We start from the raw sequence: 17649 nt of genomic DNA on the forward strand, positions 1-17649 counted from the left end.
TATCTGATTCTTCTGCTCAGATGCTGGAGGCGCCCGCGGAATGTTTCAGCCCCGCAGTGCTGATTGTTGAACCTGATGCACCGGGCTCAACGACGATTTTCGCCGGTATGGCTCGCTGCATCGATTCGACGTGCGAAATGACACCCAAGCAGCGCCCGCCGGTGCGCAGTTCGTCGAGTACGGTGAGCACCGAATTAAGTGAGTCCGGGTCGAGGCTGCCGAACCCCTCGTCAATGAACAGGGTGTCCAGTCGCAGGCCCCCCGCGGTTTCGGCGACAGTGTCGGCCAGGCCGAGGGCCAAAGCCAGAGCGGCCATAAACGATTCTCCGCCGGATAGGGAACGAGGATCGCGCGCGGTTTCGGAAAAGGCGTCATGGATGACGAGGCTGAGGCCGACTCTGCGTTCTTTTCGCCGCCCACGCGGGTCGACTGCCAGCCTGTAGCGTCCGCTGGTCATGCTGCTGAGCCGTTCTGACGCACTGCGGGTGACGGCTTCGAACAGCCCCAGGAGGGCGAACGAAGACAGCGGGAGCTTGGAGTGATGCGCTGTTCCGCGAACCAGCTCCGAAAGCTGAATCTCTGTTGCCAGCCTTTCAAGGGCGCGGTGTTGATGTTCGGAATCGGCGGCGAAGTCGCCGATGAGGCTCTGCAGTGAATTCAGGCGGTCGGCTACAACCGCTGTGCGCTCGTGCAGAGTGCGCGCCTGCTGGGCGCAGATGTGTGCGGCTGTCGTTGCCTCTGCTGCGCGGCGTTGATATTCCTCTGCCGTCAGCAGGTCGTGGGCTTCGGCAAACCAAGAGCTTTCGCGGTTCTCCCGCAGTTTGGCCACCCTGTAGTCATTCGCCTTCAGAACACGCTCGAGATCGTCGGTGTCTGCCGAGGCGGCTTGCTCAGCAGCCTCTGCGCTGGCGAATTCAGAAGCGCTGAGCTCAGCGGCGACACGTGCGGTTCGTTCAGCGTGTTCACGTTCGGCTCGCCTTTGGCTGTCTTCAGCCGCGCGCAAGTCGCTGATGAGCGCAATGCGGTCACTGAGAGCGGCAGCCGCAGCAGCTGCATCGTCAGCGGTCAGCGGAAGTTCGATGCCGGCTGCTTGAATATCGGGTGCGAAGACTGAATCTTGAGTCTGCGTCACCGCAGCCATCTGAGATTCGGCCGCCGCAAAGCGTTCCCTGGCACTGTCGGTCTGCTTCTGAGCGGTGGCGAGCTGTTCCTGTGCGGCCGCCAGGCGGTCACGCGTGTGTTCGGCAGTGCGCAGCACCTTCTGCTGCGCTTCGCGCGCTTCTCTCAGCGCTGCCTCTGCATGATTCACAGCGGCTCGTGCTTCTTCGGCGCCTGTGAACCTGGTGTTCTTGACAGATTCTTCGGCAGCGGCCAGCTGTGCCTGCACCGCTGCAGCATTGGTTCGAGCGTCTGCTGCCGCGGTTCGAGCGCGCTCTGCTTCCCGCTCAGCGTCTTCTTCGGCTTCCCGCGTGGCCTCCTCAGCCGCCGTCGGCGCCGGGGCTGGGTGTTCTACCGCACCGCACACCGGGCACGCATGGCCGGTTCGCAGACCCTGGGCCAGTTCGGACGCTATCGTTGCAAGGCGCAGGTCGCGCACTTTTCGATAGTGTTCAGCGGCATCGCGTTCGGTATGTTCGCGGTCGCGCACAATCGCCTGCGCGCCCCGCTCCAGTTTCTGCAGTTCGGAGCGCCGATCGTAAGCCTCCAGAGCTCTGTCAGCCAAAGCTGCGGTTTCCTGGTGCTCAGCTTCGAGTTTTTCGATGTCGGGCGCCTCCGCAACAGCATTCTGTGCCGCTATGTCGGCTTCCACAGCCGTTGCGTGAACTGCCTGCGCTTTCTGCAGTTCTGCGTGCGCCGTCTCGAGGGCTTTGCGGCATCGGCGGCTTTCTGCTTCGAGGTCTTCTCGGCGACGCAGACTGGTCTGCAGGCTGTTGGCCGCAGCATAGGCGCTCCTTGCGATGGTGTCGCAGCTGGCAAGATCTTCAACCGGCCCGAGGGCTGCCGTCAGGGTTTCCTGCGTGCGCTCATGCTGCCTGCGCGCGTTGGCAAGAGCCGCATGGGCTTTCCGCTGTTCGCTCAGGCTCGGCATGATGCGGTCGGCTTCTGCCTTCCTTCCGAGCTGGTGCCGAGCGGTTTCGACTGCCTCCCGCTTGCTTTCGTGCTCGACCTCCAGCCGCCGGTGCTCTTCGAGCTTTTCGGCTTTGTCGGCAGCGCGCAGCAGTTCCTCAGCGCGTTCGCGCTGCCGTTCTGCGCGGGCATCAGCTGCGCGACCGGCGATCTCAGCTGTCTCCAAGTGCTCAGTGACAGCTGTTCGCGCAGCTGACAGAAACGCACCGACGTCTACAGGCCGGGGACGAGGGTCGTCTGGAACAGGCAGAGGATCAAGGCACAGTTCGGCCGCTGTCTTCATGAGGTCACGGCGGTGCTTCATGATGTCGTCGAGCTCACGGCCGGCCTCCTGCGAGCGTTTGCTGAACCATTCTTCGACAAAGCTGAACCGCTCCGTGCTGAAAAGCCTGCGCAGCAGCGGTTCGCGCTCAGCTGGATCAGCCCTGAGAAATGCCGTGAATTCTCCCTGGGGCAGAAGGACGATCTTGGTGAACTGTTCGGCGGACAGGCCGATGATCGGTGCGAGGACTTCCCCTACCTGCTGGTTGCGAGAAGCAACCGGCCTCCATTGCTGAGCTCGGCTTTCAAACAGGTGCACCTGGGGCCTCTGCTTGGTTGTGCCTTCGCCGCGAAGTTTGGGACGGTCGTAGCCGGGGCTGCGTTCAATCTTCCAGCGGCGCCCGTCGGCTGTGAATTCGAGGACGACAGTCGTGGGGGTATTGGGGTCGGCGTATGTTGAACGCAGTTCGCCTGCATCATTGCGGGCACCGGTTACGCGCCCGAAAAGCGCAAAGGTGACAGCATCCAGGATTGTTGTTTTTCCTGACCCCGTCGGCCCCGCAATGAGGAACAGACCGTCACTGGCAACCGCGTCGAAGTCGACTGTCTGACGCTGGTTGAAGGCACCGAAGCCTTCCACGGAGAGTTTGTGAAACTTCATTGCGTCTGCTCCTGTGCCCACTGCATTGCGTTTGCGAATAGGGTTCTCTCAGCTTCTGAAGGGGAGCGGCCGACTGTTGTCCGACAGAACTGCGCGAACAGTTCGGCGTCGTCGATCGCATCGGCGCGGCGGCGGGGGTGAGACGAGGCCTGGACGAGGTTGGTCCACCGCACGCTGAGCAGCTGGGGGAATGCTCGGCGCAGTGAGTCCAATGCGCCGTGGGGGACCGTAGTGTCTGTCAGCTGCACCTCTATCCAGCGGTCTTGTTGGTCCGGCGCCTGTGCCAGCAGATCCGCGACTTTTCCGGTGAGCGAGGAGATCGGAAGGAATTCGGGAATTTGGATGGGGTCAATGATGCCGCTGTGCGTGTCGTAGAGCCACATGATCTTGTCTGTGCCGGCCTCTGAAAAGGAGTAGGGGAGAGGCGAACCCGAATAGCGCACGTTCGGTGTGATCGTCTGCGGGCGGTGCAGATGGCCGAGTGCGGCGTAGTCCGCCCACGTGAAGAGGTCGGCCTCTGCCCGGCCGACACCGCCGATCTCAATAGACCTTTCGGAGTCGCTGGGTTCGGCACCGGCTATGAACCCGTGGGCCATGACGATTGCCCTGTGCTTGGGACAGTGTGCGGCGCGGTGGGCGCGTATGCGCTCCATGGCGGCCCTGAGAACGGCGCTGTGGGTGCGCGCCGTGTCCAGTTGACCGCTGACGAGAGCCGGTTCGAGGTAGGGGATGCCGTAGACGGCCGTCCGGTCGTCGTCTGCGCCCAGCAGCACTGGGCGTTCGATGTCGGACAGCGACGTGCGAATGAAGAGTCCGGAGGATTCCATGAGTCTGCGGCCAACCCCCAGCCGCTGGTGGGAATCGTGGTTGCCGCTGGTGAGAACGGCGACGGCGCCGGTGTTGAGAACGCGCGCCATGGTGGATTCGTAGGCTTCCAGAGCATCGAGCGGCGGGACGGCACGGTCGAATACATCGCCGGAGACGAGAAGCACATCAACCGAATGGCGTTCGATGGTCTCAATGAGGAAGTCGGCGTACTCAAGAAACTGCGCAACGGTGTTCAAGCCGTGGAACGTCCGCCCGATATGCCAGTCTGAAGTGTGAAGGATCCTCATGGGGACAAGCGTAGAGGCTGGCACGGACACTGCCCCGAGCCAGCCGCATGGCGGAGATCACTGCCGCATTCGGTACAGTGGTTCAGACACAAAATGGAGGCCGCCCCTTACGGGGCACAACCGGAATAGAGCTTGCCTGATGTTCAAGAAAGTCCTGGTAGCCAACCGCGGTGAAATCGCGGTGCGCGCGTTCCGCGCAGCCTACGAACTCGGCGCGTCCACCGTTGCCGTCTTCCCCTACGAAGACCGCAACTCTGAGCACCGCCTCAAGGCTGACGAAGCATACATGATCGGAGACGAAGGGCACCCGGTTCGGGCGTACCTCAACGTCGACGAAATCATTCGCGTGGCCAAGGAATCCGGAGCAGACGCTGTTTACCCCGGTTATGGGTTCCTGTCGGAAAACCCTGAACTCGCCCGCGCCTGCGACCGTGAGGGAATCACCTTCATCGGTCCGCGCGCCGATGTGCTGCAGATGGCCGGAAACAAGGTCGAGGCCATTGCCGCAGCGCGCAGCGCCGGAGTGCCCACCCTCGATGCCACACCGGCATCCACCGACCTGGACGAACTGCTCGCGGCGGCCGAAAACATGGAGTACCCGCTGTTCGTCAAAGCCGTTGCAGGCGGCGGCGGTCGCGGTATGCGCCGAGTTGACAACCGCACCGAGCTCGTCGAAGCCGCGAAGATCGCCATGCGCGAAGGTGAGGGCGCTTTCGGCAACCCCACCGTCTACATCGAGCAGGCTGTTCAGCGCCCCCGCCACATCGAAGTTCAGGTGCTGGCCGACAACGACTCCAACGCCGTTCACCTCTTCGAGCGCGACTGCTCGATCCAGCGTCGCCACCAGAAAGTCGTCGAAATCGCTCCGGCGCCGAACCTCGATCCTGAAATCGCAGGCGCCATGCACGAAGCGGCTCTGCAGTTCGCACGTTCGATCGGCTACCAGAACGCCGGAACCGTTGAGTTCCTGCTTGAAACCGCCGGCCCGCGCGCGGGCAAGTTCGCCTTCATCGAAATGAACCCGCGCATCCAGGTTGAACACACGATCACAGAAGAGATCACCGACGTCGACCTCGTGCAGGCGCAGATGCGCATTGCCGCCGGGGCAAGCCTGGAAGAGCTGGGCCTCACACAGGACAAGATCAGCTACAAGGGGGCGGCCGTTCAGTGCCGCATCACCACGGAAGACCCCGCGAACTCCTTCCGTCCCGACACCGGAACCATCACCGCCTACCGTTCTGCCGGCGGCGCAGGCGTGCGCTTGGACGGCGGAACCGTCTACGCGGGCGCTGAGGTTTCGGCTCACTTCGACTCTATGCTCGTCAAGTGCACCGCACGCGGTGCCACCTATGACGTTGCGGTCAACCGGCAGCGCCGCGCGCTTGCTGAGTTCCGCATCCGCGGTGTCGCATCGAACATCGGGTTCTTGCGTGCGGTGCTCGACGATCCGGCATTTATCCGCGGGGATCTGTCGACCAACTTCATTGAAGAGCGCCCGCACCTGCTGGAAGCCCGCGTCGGCGCCGACCGCGGCTCTAAGGTTCTCGAATACCTCGCCGACATCACAGTCAACCAGCCCTACGGGCCTTCACCGGTTGATCTCAAACCCTCCGAAAAGCTTCCGCAGCTTGAACTTGCAGCCGAAGCACCGAAGTCTTCGCGCAACAGCCTCCTGGAACTCGGCCCCGAGGGCTGGGCAAAGGCTCTGCGCGACACTGAAGAACTCAAGGTGACTGACACCTCGTTCCGCGATGCTCACCAGTCGCTTCTGGCGACCCGCGTGCGCACTCGCGACCTTGAAGCCGTCGCACCGTACATCGGCCAGATGCTTCCCGAACTCCTCTCGGTCGAAGCATGGGGCGGAGCCACGTACGACGTCGCGCTGCGCTTCCTTGCGGAGGACCCGTGGGAGCGTCTGGAGAAGCTGCGCTCTGCCATGCCGAACGTCAACCTGCAGATGCTCCTGCGCGGCCGCAACACCGTCGGCTACACCCCGTACCCGACTGAGGTCACTGACGCCTTCGTCGACGAAGCCGCCCGCTCGGGCATCGACGTATTCCGCATCTTCGACGCGCTCAACGACGTCGAGCAGATGCGCCCGGCAATCGAATCGGTGCGCGGCACTGGCAAAGCAGTCGCAGAAGTCGCCCTGTGCTACACCTCAGACCTTCTCAACCCGAAGGAAGAGGTCTACACCCTCGACTACTACCTGCGTCTCGCAGAGCAGATCGTCGAGGCCGGTGCACACGTCCTGGCCATTAAAGACATGGCGGGTCTGCTCCGCCCGGCAGCCGCTGCGAAGCTCGTCACCGCTCTGCGAAGCGAGTTTGACCTTCCGCTGCACCTGCACACCCACGACACCGCCGGAGGCCAGCTGGCCACCTTGCTGGCAGCATCCGAAGCAGGCGTGGACGCTGTAGACGCAGCTTCGGCATCGATGGCGGGAACCACGAGCCAGCCGCCGATGTCAGCTCTCGTCGCCGCGTTGGAACACACCGAGCGTGATACCGGCCTCAACCTGGCCAACGTGCAGGACCTCGAACCGTACTGGGAGGCTGTGCGCAACGTCTACAAGCCTTTCGAATCCGGCCTGCCCGGCCCCACAGGCCGCGTCTACCGCCACGAAATCCCCGGCGGTCAGCTCTCGAACCTCCGTCAGCAGGCCGTTGCACTCGGCCTGGGCGAGCGCTTCGAAGAAGTCGAGCTCATGTACGAAGCCGCGGACAGGATTCTCGGCCACCTGGTGAAAGTCACCCCGTCCTCGAAGGTGGTCGGCGACCTCGCACTCCACCTCGTGGCAGTCAACGCAGACCCCAAAGAGTTTGCGGAGAACCCCCAGAACTTCGACATTCCGGATTCCGTCATCGGCTTCCTCAGCGGTGACCTCGGCGACCCGCCGGCCGGTTGGCCCGAGCCGTTCCGCACCAAGGCGCTCGAAGGCCGTAAGCACACTAAGCCCGCTGAGAAACTCGAACCGCACGAAGCCGAACTTCTGCGCGAACCCGGCAAGACCCGCCAGGACACGCTCAACCGTCTGCTGTTCCCCCAGCCGACGAAGGAGTACGGCCGCATGATCGACCAGTACGGCGACCTGTCGGTGCTGGAGACCAACGAATTCCTGTACGGCGTGCGCGAAGGCCGCGAGCACTCCGTCGTCATCGAGAAGGGCAAGGCCCTGCTCGTCGGCATCCAGGCGATCTCCTCGCCCGATGAACGAGGTATGCGCAATGTCATGGCGACGCTCAACGGCCAGCTGCGCCCGCTGTCGGTGCGCGACCGCTCCGTTGACGTCGACATCGCCGTAGCCGAACGAGCAGATGAGTCCAATCCGGGTCACGTTGCAAGCCCGTTCGCCGGTGTCGTCACCCTCCAGGTATCCGAAGGCGACAAGGTCAAGGCAGGCCAGACGGTCGCCACGATCGAAGCGATGAAGATGGAAGCCTCCATCACGGCAACCATTGACGGCACGGTTTCGCGTGTGGCCATCGAGCCGGTCGCGCAGCTGGAAGGCGGCGACCTCGTGGTGGTCATCAATGGCTGAACGAGCCATCCGGCTCTTCGGGGATCCCGTTCTGCGCACTGAGTGCCGGCCCGTCACCGAATTCGGGCCGGCCACTCGGGCGCTGGCGCAGGACCTCATCGACACTTCGCTGCCCGACGGCCGCGCCGCCGTGGCAGCGCCCCAAATCGGTGTTGCCCTGCGCGCTTTCGGCTATGATCTCGACGGGCGCACCGGGGCGATCTTCAATCCCGAAGTCATCGAAACAGGCGGCCAGAAGCGCGACATCGATGAAGGCTGTCTGTCGATCCCCGGACTGCAGTTTCCCACCCCGCGCTGGGAATATGCGGCAGTGAAGGGTTTCGACGCGGCCGGAAATCCGGTCGAGCTGCACGGTGATGGGGTGTTCGCTCAAATGCTCCAGCACGAAACAGACCACCTGAACGGCGTTGTGTACGTTCAGACACTGCCCGGGCCAAGGCGGAAAGAGGCGATGAAGCAGATTCGCAGCTCCGCCTGGTTCGGCAGGTGAAAACGGCGGCGGCCTCTAAGGGGTCGCCGCCTTTCGTCTTCGAAAGGAGAACAATGGAAATCACAAAAGCCGGTGTCATCGGCTCCGGCCTTATGGGTTCGGGTATTGCCGAAGTGCTCGCGCGTTCGGGTCTGGACGTTGTCGTCCGGGACATCAGCGACGAAGCTGTCGCAGCAGGCCGCGGCCGCATCGAGAAGTCCTTCGCCAAGGGTGTTGAACGGGGCAAACTCAGCCAGGAGGATGCCGACGCTGCTCTTGGCCGTCTGACGTTCACGACTGATCTGCAGGCTATGGCTGATCGCCAGCTGGTGATCGAAGCGGCAAGTGAAAACGAAGACATCAAGAAATCGATCTTTGCCGAGCTTGACGACATTGTGACGGACAAGAACGCGATCCTTGCGTCCAACACCTCGTCAATGCCGATCATCCGGTTTGCCCAGGTCACTTCGCGTCCCGAACGGGTTCTCGGCCTGCACTTCTTCAACCCCGCACCGGTGCAGCCGCTTGTCGAAATCATCAGCTCCGTGCTCACTGACCCAGAAGTTGCCAACACGGTTGAAGCCTTCGCGGTCGACGTCCTGGACAAGAAGCCGATCCGCTCGGATGACCGCCCGGGCTTCATTGTCAACGCTCTGCTCATCCCGTACCTCTTCGCCGCCATCCGTATGTACGAAGCGGGCCACGCGACGAAGGAAGACATCGACAACGGCATGATGAACGGTGCCGCTCACCCCATGGGTCCGCTCACGCTGGCTGACCTCATCGGGCTCGATACCTGCCTGTTCGTCGGCCAGTCGATCTACGAAGAAACCGGGGCTGCCGCCGACAAGCCGCCGGTCCTTCTGTCGCGCATGGTCGACGGGGGACTGCTCGGTCGGAAGTCCGGCCGCGGTTTCTATGACTACCGCTGACCCAAGAACAGAAAGAACGAGGCGGAGCTCACCTTGGTGGGCTCCGCCTCGTCTGTTGTTGGGGTGGGGGAGAGATCAGCCGAGTTCAGCCGCCGCCAGACGCACGCAGGCAACCAGGCCTTCTGCCGCTGCCGTGACCTCTTCGAGGCTAGGCATGGTCGGAGCAATCCGAATGTAGGCGTCGTTGGGATCGAGCCCGTGGGGGTGAGTCGACCCGGCTGGGGTCAGGGCTACGCCGGCTTCGGCAGCGTATTTCACGACCTTTGAAGCAGTGCCGTTGGGAACACGCAGGGTGATGAAATAGCCGCCGTTTGGCGTGGTCCAAGAGGCGATGTCGGAGCTGAGTCCGTCTTCGAGCGCGGTGAGAACTGCGTCGAATTTCGGACGGATGATCTCGGCGTGGCGGCGCATGTGCTCCCGCACACCATCAGCGTCGCGGAAGAAGCGCAGGTGACGCAGCTGGTTGATTTTGTCCGGCCCGATCATAGCGGCACCCATATGGGTGCGATACCACTCGATCACAGCGGGGGAGCCGGCAAAGAACGCCACACCGGCGCCAGCGAAGGTCATCTTCGATGTCGAGGCGTAGATCCAGGGACGGTCTGGGTGGCCGGCTTCGGCGCACAGGGACAGGATGTTGACCATGGGCGCCTGGTTGTCATCTGACAGGTGGTGCAGGCCGTAGGCGTTGTCCCACAGAAGGGTGAAGTCCTCAGCTGCGGCAGTCACTTCGGCAAGCTCAAGGGCCCGCGCTTGGCTGATCGAAGTGCCGGTGGGGTTTGAATACATGGGTACGAGCCACATTGCGCGGACGTCTGGGTCAGCCACATAGCGGCGGACATCGTCCATGACTGGGCCTTCGTCATCCGTGCGGATGGCGATGAGCTCATAGCCGAGAGCTTTGGCCAGCTGGAAGTGACGGTCGTAGCCGGGAACGGGGCAGAGGATCTTGGCGTTCGTCCACGGACCGCCTGCGGGGGTGCCGTAGCGCTTGGCGAAGTCGAGGGTCATGTATTCGAGTGTCAGAGACGACGACCCCTGTGCCAAGATCTGCTCGGTGGGAACCTTGTAGAGCTCACCGAAGATCTCACGCAGTTCTTTCAGACCATCTAGACCGCCGTAGTTGCGGGTGTCGATTCCCGAAGGCGAGGTGAAGTCGTCGCCCGTGACGTTCGTCAGCAGTTCAGCTGACAGGTCAAGCTGCTCGGGCGCTGGCTTGCCGCGGGTGATGTCGAGATTGAGCCCGCGAGCGGCGAACGCGCGGTAGTCAGCCTGTGCCTGCTCAAGGGAAACGTCCATCATGGCCTTTCTGGCTCTCAAAGAGAAACCCAGGAAAATACACTCTCGGTTCATTTTAGGATCTTGCCGGTGCAGTGCAGCCACCGGATAGGCTGGTGTCAAAGCGCAAGCACATAACCCACATGAGTCCACCACAGCAACGGAAGGCTGTCTATGCGCCGCTACACCCCGCAGTCCGTCAAACAGCAGATCTTCACCGGGCTCAAGGCCTTCGGACTTGCAGAAGAGCCCGCGCAGGTCTGCACGGAGATCATGTTCGCGACTGACCTGGCCGGAGTGGACTCACACGGCATTTCCATGCTTCCGCTGTACTGGCAGGAGATTTCCGATGGCACGCTGAATGAAAAGGCCGAACAGCGCCTGGTCCATCAGTTCGGTGCCGTTTCGGTATTCGATGCCGACCACGGTTTTGGCCACCCGGTGAGTGTGCGCGCCATGGATGCCGCGATTGAAGCAGCTGAAAAGTTCGGAGTGGGCATCGGCTCTGTGCGCAATGCGAACCATTTCGGTGCCGCAGGTCAGTACGTTCTGCGAGCTGCCCGCCGAGGCATGGTTGGTATAGCCACGTGCTCCACCCGCTCGGCCATGCAGAAGCCGACCGGCGCTAAGCATGCGCTTATGGGAACCAACCCGATTGCCTTTGCCCACCCCGTAAAAGACGAAGAGCCGATTTTCGTCGACATGGCCACAACCGTTGTGCCCGGAAACAAGGTCAAGGTCTACGCCTACGCTGATGAGCCGCTCGCCGGGGAATGGGCCACTGACGGCCATGGTGAGGTCGTGACTGATGGCATGCGGGTCTACAGCGCACTTCTGGACTCGGAGGCTTCAGACATCGGTCTGCTCCCGGTCGGCGGCAACAGCGCCGGTGGGCACAAAGGCTACGCGCTTGCCACGATGGTGCAGCTGCTCTCAGCTGCTCTGTCTGGTTCCGACCAGCCGGGCGATGTCGCAGGACGACAGTCGATTGGCTATTTCTTCTTGGCAATCGATCCGCGAGCCTTTGGCGACGGCGCAGACGCCGAGGAGTATGCCCGTGTGCTGCGCAATACTCTGCGCGGTATGGAGCCGATCGATCCTGACGAGCCCGTGCAGGTTGCCGGTGATCCCGAACACCGTTCGGTCGAAGCGAGGTCTGTCAACGGGATTCCCATTTCTGACGGCATGGTGCAGGCGATCAGAGACGCAGTCGAGGCAGCCGGGGCGGAATTCATTCTGACCGAAGTCTGATGGCAGGCCCGAATATCGGCCGCGACATCAAACATCGGGGCACGCTCTTTGGTGCTTCGGCCGATGAGTACGAACGGATTCGCCCGGGCTACCCGCGGGCGGCGGTTTGCGCAGTCGCAGACCACGCGATGTCCGCTGCCGCCGTTGAGGCCGGGGGAGAGGTACTCGCTCCGGACAAACTGCGGGTGCTCGATGTGGGCTCGGGGACGGGCAAATACGGCAGGGCACTTGCTGAGCTTGGTCTCGACGTCCATGCAGTCGATCCCGATCCGGCACTGCTTGAGATCAACCAGCTGCCGTCGACGGTGGGCCGGGCAGAGGAGCTTCCGTTTGCTGACGCATCGTTTGATTTAGTCGTGTCGGCCCAAGCCTGGCACTGGTTCGATGCCGAGGCGGCCTCAGCTGAGTTCGCGCGGGTCCTCAAACCCGGGGGAGTGGCAGCCGTGGTTCTCAACCAGCTGGATGTGCGCCACGACTGGGTTATGCGCCTATCGAGGATTATGCACGCCGGTGACGTCTACCGCCCGCGTTGGCGTCCTCAACTTGGTACAGACTTCGGTCCCATTCAGGCCCGGATTGACGAATTCAGCGTGCCCATGACGATTGACGACACGGTGGCCCTGACGGCAACGCGCACGTACTGGCTGCGGTCGAATGACACGGTCCGCGCACGTGTTGAGGACAATCTGCGAGGCTACTTGACTGAAGAACATCTGGTGAGTGAGCCGTTCGATCTTCCCTACATGTGTCTGACGTACATGGCGCAGAAGCAGTGACTGTGTTTATTGCCGGGGTCGACCTCGCTTCACAGGCTGCCCAGACCGGGCTTACGCTTCTGAATGCCCGGGCTGGCCGGCTGACCGGGGGGACAGACTCAGGCGAAGAACTGGTCGTAGGCGAGTTTGCCCGCCATGATGACGACAACACAGAGAATCACGACCCGGACGAATCCTGCGCCGCGGCCGAGCACCATGCGCGCACCAATGCGTGCGCCGATGATGTTCGTAACGGCCAGGCCAAGGCCCAACAGCCACAGGACGTCACCGCGCAGACCAAACACGATGAGTGCGCCGATATTGGTTGCGACGTTGAGGATCTTCGCCCAAGCCGCACTTGTCATAAAATCCCCGCGCATGAGGGCTGTGAGCGACATGATGAAGAAAAGCCCCGTGCCGGGACCGAACGCGCCGTCGTAGATGCCGATTGCAAGAATGACAGCGGCACCTGCGGTCCAAGACCGTTTCGACATAATGCGCGGCTCAGTGTCGCGGCCGAACGATGGGCGCAGCAGAACAAAGAAGCCAACGGCGACTAAGACCACGATGATGATCGGCCGCATAATGTGCTGGTCGACGCTGGCTGCGATGAGAGCGCCGATCGCAGCGCCGATGAGTGCCAAAGGCGCCCAGCGCAGAGCGCCCATGGCTGTCGGTATGCGGCGGGCCAGCGTAATAGCGGCACTTGTGGTTCCGAAGACCGCCGCGAACTTGTTGGTCCCGAGCGCCTGGGCATTTGTCAGTCCCGGCGCCATGATCATGATGAGCGGCAGGAGAATGAGTCCGCCGCCGCCGACAACCGCATCGATCCATCCTGCCGCAAGAGAGCCCGCGAGCAGAACGGCGATGACGGTCGTCGACATTGGGGAAGCGGCCTCTCAATCTCTACTTAACATAATGTATATTATCGGCTCTTAGTGGGAAGTCTTCAGGAAGCCCGCGCGACGAAGTTCGCCATCACGGCTCTTCTCTGCGGTGCGCCACGTTGTGCTGTGTGCAAAGCGTTAGCTGTGCGCAGCGCAGCTGAAAAGCAGAAAGCGGCGCACTGTCTGCGCCGCTTTCTGAATGCCTGGTGTCAGAGCACCTGCCACTTGACCTGAGCTACTCCATCGCCGCCGATCTGATTCATTGCGGCAGTTGAAAGGTCGAGGCATCGGTTTCCGTGGTACGGACCGCGGTCGTTGATGCGGACCGTAACCGATTTGCCGTTTTTCGTGTTGGTGACCTTCACGCGGCTGTTGAACGGAAGCGTCTTATGTGCAGCTGTGAGGGCGTTCTTGTTGAAGCGCTCACCATTAGCCGTCTTGCTACCGTGGAAGCCGTCACCGCCGCCGTAGGTCGAGGCCGGGCATGAGCCCGACTGACCGGATGCCTTTGAGTTCTTCGGTTTGCCGCTGTCGGAAGCGGCTGCGCCCTTGTCGCCCGAGGAGCCGCTGCTGCTGCCCTTCTTCGAGGTGCCGCCGGAGCTTCCGGAGCTTCCCGAGCTGCTCTTGCTGCGGCTGTCCTCAGAGTTTCCGACGCTGTTTGAGCTGGGCGTTTCGACGGGCTTTTCTTCCTTGACGGTGAGGGAAGAAGAAATGTCCTTCTGCTTTTTCTTGCCTTCCTTGGCTGCCTTGTCGGCCTCCGAGGTGTCCGGGCTGTCGGCGGCAGGTGCAGCCTTCTGAGCGAACTCGGTTTGTTCGTCTTCAGCGCTGGGAGTTACAGCGAAGCCTGCTGCGACGATGCTTGCAGCTGCCGCAGTCGGCACGGCGATCGCTGCCAGCACCGGACGCCGTCCTGCCGACGCAAGAATTCCGGCGGCCGACTTCGATTCGCCGCTGTAGCGCCCACGGTTGGGCGAGCGGCGAAAGACGTCGAAAATATTTCCGGAGGCCTTGGTGCCTTCAGCGCGGTGTTTGCTCACTGTTCTTCCAATCGCAGATGAAAGTTTCGGAACGATAAAGCCATGTTATACCACTTCGTAACAGAAAGATAACGAGCGCCGGTGTGTTGGAGGTGTGTCTTTGCGCACGCAGGTGCGAAGCGCCGCTTATGCCGTGTCTGTGTCGGACAGGCGTCGCGCTGCTGACTTTGCGCGGATGCGCGCTTCGCTGATTCCTCGTTTGATGGTGTCAGTCGAGGCGCCGCTCGCCTTTCCGAACCGGTCGACCGTCGCATCAATGCCGTCGCTGATCCTGTCGATCAGTCCCCCGTCGGCGGCTGCCGTGCCGGCGGCGGTTTTTGCCGTGCGCGTCGCTGCTGAGCCGGCGTCCCTGAACTTCTCCCCCGCCGCTTTGGCCCGGTGTGCGAACGTCGTGACCGACTGCGCTGTCCGCTCAGCGCGTGAACGTGCCTTCAGATAGGTCATGTGGGCACGTTTGAAGCTGGACTGTTCTTCTTTTGTCCACACGCCGTCGGGTTCGATCGGTTCGCGGTGCGTGCGCGGAGCGTCGTTCATATTGGCCATTGTCCCACCGGAGCCTTAATAGGCCGTGTACGTCGGGAATACACCGCGGCGGTAGACTTGTTGTCTGCCCGAAAGATCCTGCCCACCGAGTGAGAGGTTCAGTCACATGAGCGAACGCAGCCTGCGGGGCACCCAGCTTGGCTCCCGGTCCTTGGAATCGGAAGTCGGCGTTGAGCCGGCACCCCGTCAGCTTGTCGAATTCGTTTGCGAAGACGGACACCGCTTCAAAGTTCCCTTCTCGACGGACGCAGACGTTCCAGACACTTGGGATTCCGGCACTCACGGCATCGGCATGCGGGTCGGAGTTTCCGAAGTCGAAGAAGACGACGCCAAACCTGCTCGCACCCACTGGGACATGCTCATGGAACGCCGCTCGATGGAAGAACTCCAGGTGATCTTGGATGAGCGCCTTGCCATCCGCCGCGGCGAAAAGGCCCCCGAGGTCTGATCCGATCCGCCCGCACAGCCTCTGAGGGCCCAAAGCAGATGCTCTGCTTTGGGCCCTTTTATTGGTCCTCTCCCCTGCCAAGACGCACAACCTCATTCTGGCGAGGTGCCAGCTGACTGCCGCTCAGTCTGCCCTGTCAGTCGACCGCCCGGGAGATCCTTTCGTCGAAGACCGGCTGCAGCGTTCTGAAATAGGTATTCGATACGTGGTTCTTGTCGCGGTAGATAAGCACATTGCCGGCTACAGCCGGGCACGTGTCTTTGCTGCAGAACCGGTCGGTGAAATCGACAACGCGCACACCGCCAATACTGTGTGCGGCCGTCACCGAAGGATCGTCCAGCAGCGCCTTTCCTCTTGGTTTGCTGCACAGCGAAGGGTTGTTGAAGTATTCAGAGACGCAGTACGTGGGCGGGTCTGCCTTATTGTCGGCGAGGATGGGCGTGTCGCGTACGACAACGACCTGCGCTCCGGTCTTCTTCAGCGCACGGAGTGATTCTTCAAAGCCCTTGACCGCATCGGAACGGTATGTGCTCAGTGAGAAGTTCTGCGTGATGATGACGTCCGGCTTGTCTTCAGCAAGGCTTTTGAGCGTCTGTTCGTTGGGCTCTATGCACTGTTCTTCGGCCTTGTCCAAAGTCCTCGGCACAAGCGACATCGGGCAGGAGGCCTTTGTGTAGGTGATGATCTTCCACCCCTTGTCTTCAGCCAGAGAGCGCAGCGGCTCCAACAGCATCTGGGCGTGGGAATCGCCTACGAGAGCAACTGTCTTCTTGCCGTTCTCATTGCCTTCAACGCAGCGGGGCGTGTAGTCGGCCTCAACCTCTGAGAAGCATGAGCCGTCAGTTGACTTGTCGTCGATCGCATCGGTCGGCAGCGGAGTGATTGCCCTCCCTCCCGGCAGAGCTCGCGGAACGTCTCCGGCCAGCTCACTATCGGCTACAGCACTGGCGTCGGCACTGGCGGGATCTCCGGCATCCCTGTAGCCGGGAGCATCGACTTCCAGGGCTTGGTCCCAGCTGCGTGCTCCCAGTTGTGCACCATCTGCTGCAAGCAGCGCGTCGGCTTCCTTGCGAAGATTCTCGTTTACGACATCAGCAGCTCCTGTGGGGATGAAGGCGAGGCCAAGGGAAATGATCGTGGCCGCTGCGCCAAGCCGAAACGCATACTTCGGGGTCCTCTTGGGCAGGCTCCAGTGGCGTGCGGGTTCTTCGACAAACCGCCACGACAGATGAGCCAGTGCCAGTGACAGCAGTGTCAGCAAAGCCGCTTGCCACCAGCGCGGATTCTTTCCCGTCAGTTGGACAAACACAATGAAGACCGGCCAGTGCCACAGATACAGCGAATAGGAGACCTTACCGACCCACTGCACGGGTGCCCAGTCGAACAGGTGGTTCAGCGACAGAGCCCCGGCTGTGCGTCCGGCAATGATGACGGCAGCTGCTCCGAGGACCGGCAGCGCAGCCGTGGCACCGGGGAACGGGGTCTTCTCCGTGTAGAGGATGATCGCCCACAGCATTGCGCCCAGGCCGACAAGCGCAAGAAGCGAATCAAGCGAGATCCCGGCTGGCCCGCTTTTGGCACAGCGGGCACGGAGACGCTCGATATGCGGCATAGCAGCGGCAAGCAGACCGCCGACGCCAAGTTCCCACACGCGGGTGAAAGTTGAGAAGTACGCGGCTGGATCGCCGGAGCGTACCGAGTATTCGGCCCACACAAATGATGCGATGACGATGATTGCAAAGAACACAGCTGACGCAGAGCGGGCTGTTGTGCCGATCCGTCCGTGCAGAACTATTGCGAGGACCACGAGCAGCGGCCATACCAGGTAGAACTGCTCTTCTACGCCCAGCGACCAAAAGTGCTGCAGTGCAGTCGGCTTGTTGTCTGCTGCCAGATAGTCGACGGAATCGAATGCCAGAACCCAGTTCTCAACGCTGAGCAGGCTGGCCATCGACTGCTTGGAGACCTCTTGCCAGGCCGCAGTGGGGAACCACAGGAAGGTTGCCGCAATCACTGCCAGCACTGTGACGACCGAGGCCGGCATAATGCGGCGAATGCGACCGGCCCAGAACTCCCCCAGATCAACTCGGCCTTGTTCTTCAGCATCACGCAGGAGCTTGGAGGTGATGAGAAAACCCGAGATGACGAAGAAGATATCGACGCCGACGAAACCGCCGGGAGCGGCACGGGGATAGAAATGCCATACGAGGACACCGAGAACTGCTATTGCCCGCAGTGCCTGCACTTCGGGCAGAAAAGCGCGGGGGCGGTGCGACGAGGCGGCACGAGACATGCCGCAATGCCACCACTGCTGAGTGAACTGATGGCAACGCGCGGATTAAAG

13 protein-coding genes are annotated in these 17649 nt (G+C 62.0%); 6 read left to right on the top strand and 7 right to left on the bottom strand.

The features are described 5' to 3' along the window. Nucleotides 1–16: 16 nt before the first annotated feature. Nucleotides 17–3049: an AAA family ATPase gene (locus HMPREF3162_RS06205; protein WP_070777273.1), complete on the bottom strand. Its 3033-nt coding sequence runs from the start codon at nucleotides 3047–3049 to the stop codon at nucleotides 17–19. Next, on the bottom strand, nucleotides 3046–4164 hold the full coding sequence (locus tag HMPREF3162_RS06210; RefSeq protein ID WP_070777379.1) for an exonuclease SbcCD subunit D: 1119 nt from the start codon (nucleotides 4162–4164) through the stop codon (nucleotides 3046–3048). The genes HMPREF3162_RS06205 and HMPREF3162_RS06210 overlap by 4 nt, the downstream gene beginning before the upstream one ends. Before the next feature lie 139 nt (nucleotides 4165–4303). On the opposite strand from HMPREF3162_RS06210, the gene HMPREF3162_RS06215 reads away from it, so the two are divergent. Genes HMPREF3162_RS06215 through HMPREF3162_RS06225 form a run of 3 tightly spaced genes read left to right on the top strand, consistent with a single transcriptional unit; the run spans nucleotide 4304 to nucleotide 9106 of the window. Beyond that, nucleotides 4304–7705 (top strand): pyruvate carboxylase, encoded by a 3402-nt coding sequence (locus HMPREF3162_RS06215; protein WP_070777276.1) that lies wholly within the window; start codon nucleotides 4304–4306, stop codon nucleotides 7703–7705. Continuing rightward, nucleotides 7698–8195, top strand: coding sequence for a peptide deformylase (locus HMPREF3162_RS06220; RefSeq protein ID WP_070572793.1), 498 nt, complete (start codon nucleotides 7698–7700; stop codon nucleotides 8193–8195). The genes HMPREF3162_RS06215 and HMPREF3162_RS06220 overlap by 8 nt, the downstream gene beginning before the upstream one ends. A 53-nt stretch (nucleotides 8196–8248) precedes the next feature. Beyond that, on the top strand, nucleotides 8249–9106 hold the full coding sequence (locus HMPREF3162_RS06225) for a 3-hydroxybutyryl-CoA dehydrogenase (RefSeq protein WP_070572791.1): 858 nt from the start codon (nucleotides 8249–8251) through the stop codon (nucleotides 9104–9106). 75 nt (nucleotides 9107–9181) lie between these two features. Here HMPREF3162_RS06225 and HMPREF3162_RS06230 read toward each other — a convergent pair whose 3' ends face one another. Further along, nucleotides 9182–10405, bottom strand: coding sequence for an aspartate aminotransferase type Ic (locus HMPREF3162_RS06230; RefSeq protein WP_256282684.1), 1224 nt, complete (start codon nucleotides 10403–10405; stop codon nucleotides 9182–9184). A 153-nt stretch (nucleotides 10406–10558) separates the two neighbouring features. Between HMPREF3162_RS06230 and HMPREF3162_RS06235 the strand changes: the two genes are divergently transcribed. Together HMPREF3162_RS06235 and HMPREF3162_RS06240 are read left to right on the top strand one after the other, a co-directional pair. Then, complete coding sequence (locus HMPREF3162_RS06235; protein ID WP_070777279.1) at nucleotides 10559–11635, top strand: Ldh family oxidoreductase; 1077 nt, start codon at nucleotides 10559–10561, stop codon at nucleotides 11633–11635. Next, complete coding sequence (locus HMPREF3162_RS06240) at nucleotides 11635–12411, top strand: class I SAM-dependent methyltransferase (RefSeq protein ID WP_070572786.1); 777 nt, start codon at nucleotides 11635–11637, stop codon at nucleotides 12409–12411. Before HMPREF3162_RS06235 ends, HMPREF3162_RS06240 begins: the two co-directional genes overlap by 1 nt. A gap of 98 nt (nucleotides 12412–12509) precedes the next feature. On the opposite strand, the gene HMPREF3162_RS06245 is transcribed toward HMPREF3162_RS06240, so the two are convergent. From HMPREF3162_RS06245 to HMPREF3162_RS06255, 3 genes are all read right to left on the bottom strand, one after another. Further along, the gene (locus HMPREF3162_RS06245) at nucleotides 12510–13274 is read right to left on the bottom strand and encodes a TSUP family transporter (protein ID WP_070572784.1); all 765 of its coding nucleotides are present in this window, start codon (nucleotides 13272–13274) and stop codon (nucleotides 12510–12512) included. 212 nt (nucleotides 13275–13486) lie between these two features. Further along, nucleotides 13487–14314 carry a septal ring lytic transglycosylase RlpA family protein gene (locus HMPREF3162_RS06250; RefSeq protein WP_070572782.1) on the bottom strand — a complete coding sequence of 276 codons (828 nt, stop codon included), beginning with the start codon at nucleotides 14312–14314 and terminating at the stop codon, nucleotides 13487–13489. Between the two features lie 126 nt (nucleotides 14315–14440). Further along, nucleotides 14441–14848 (bottom strand): hypothetical protein, encoded by a 408-nt coding sequence (locus HMPREF3162_RS06255; protein WP_070777281.1) that lies wholly within the window; start codon nucleotides 14846–14848, stop codon nucleotides 14441–14443. Between the two features lie 115 nt (nucleotides 14849–14963). Between HMPREF3162_RS06255 and HMPREF3162_RS06260 the strand changes: the two genes are divergently transcribed. Continuing rightward, nucleotides 14964–15305, top strand: a complete 342-nt coding sequence (locus HMPREF3162_RS06260) for an RNA polymerase-binding protein RbpA (protein ID WP_070572779.1) — start codon at nucleotides 14964–14966, stop codon at nucleotides 15303–15305. Between the two features lie 136 nt (nucleotides 15306–15441). Here the strand turns inward: HMPREF3162_RS06260 and HMPREF3162_RS06265 are convergent, their stop codons facing one another. Beyond that, a complete protein-coding gene (locus HMPREF3162_RS06265) occupies nucleotides 15442–17598 on the bottom strand; it encodes an acyltransferase family protein (protein WP_070572777.1) in 2157 nt (718 codons plus the stop codon). Nucleotides 17599–17649: the final 51 nt, after the last annotated feature.

Source organism: Brevibacterium sp. HMSC07C04, from assembly GCF_001815905.1.
In the GTDB taxonomy this organism is placed as follows: Bacteria; Actinomycetota; Actinomycetes; order Actinomycetales; family Brevibacteriaceae; genus Brevibacterium.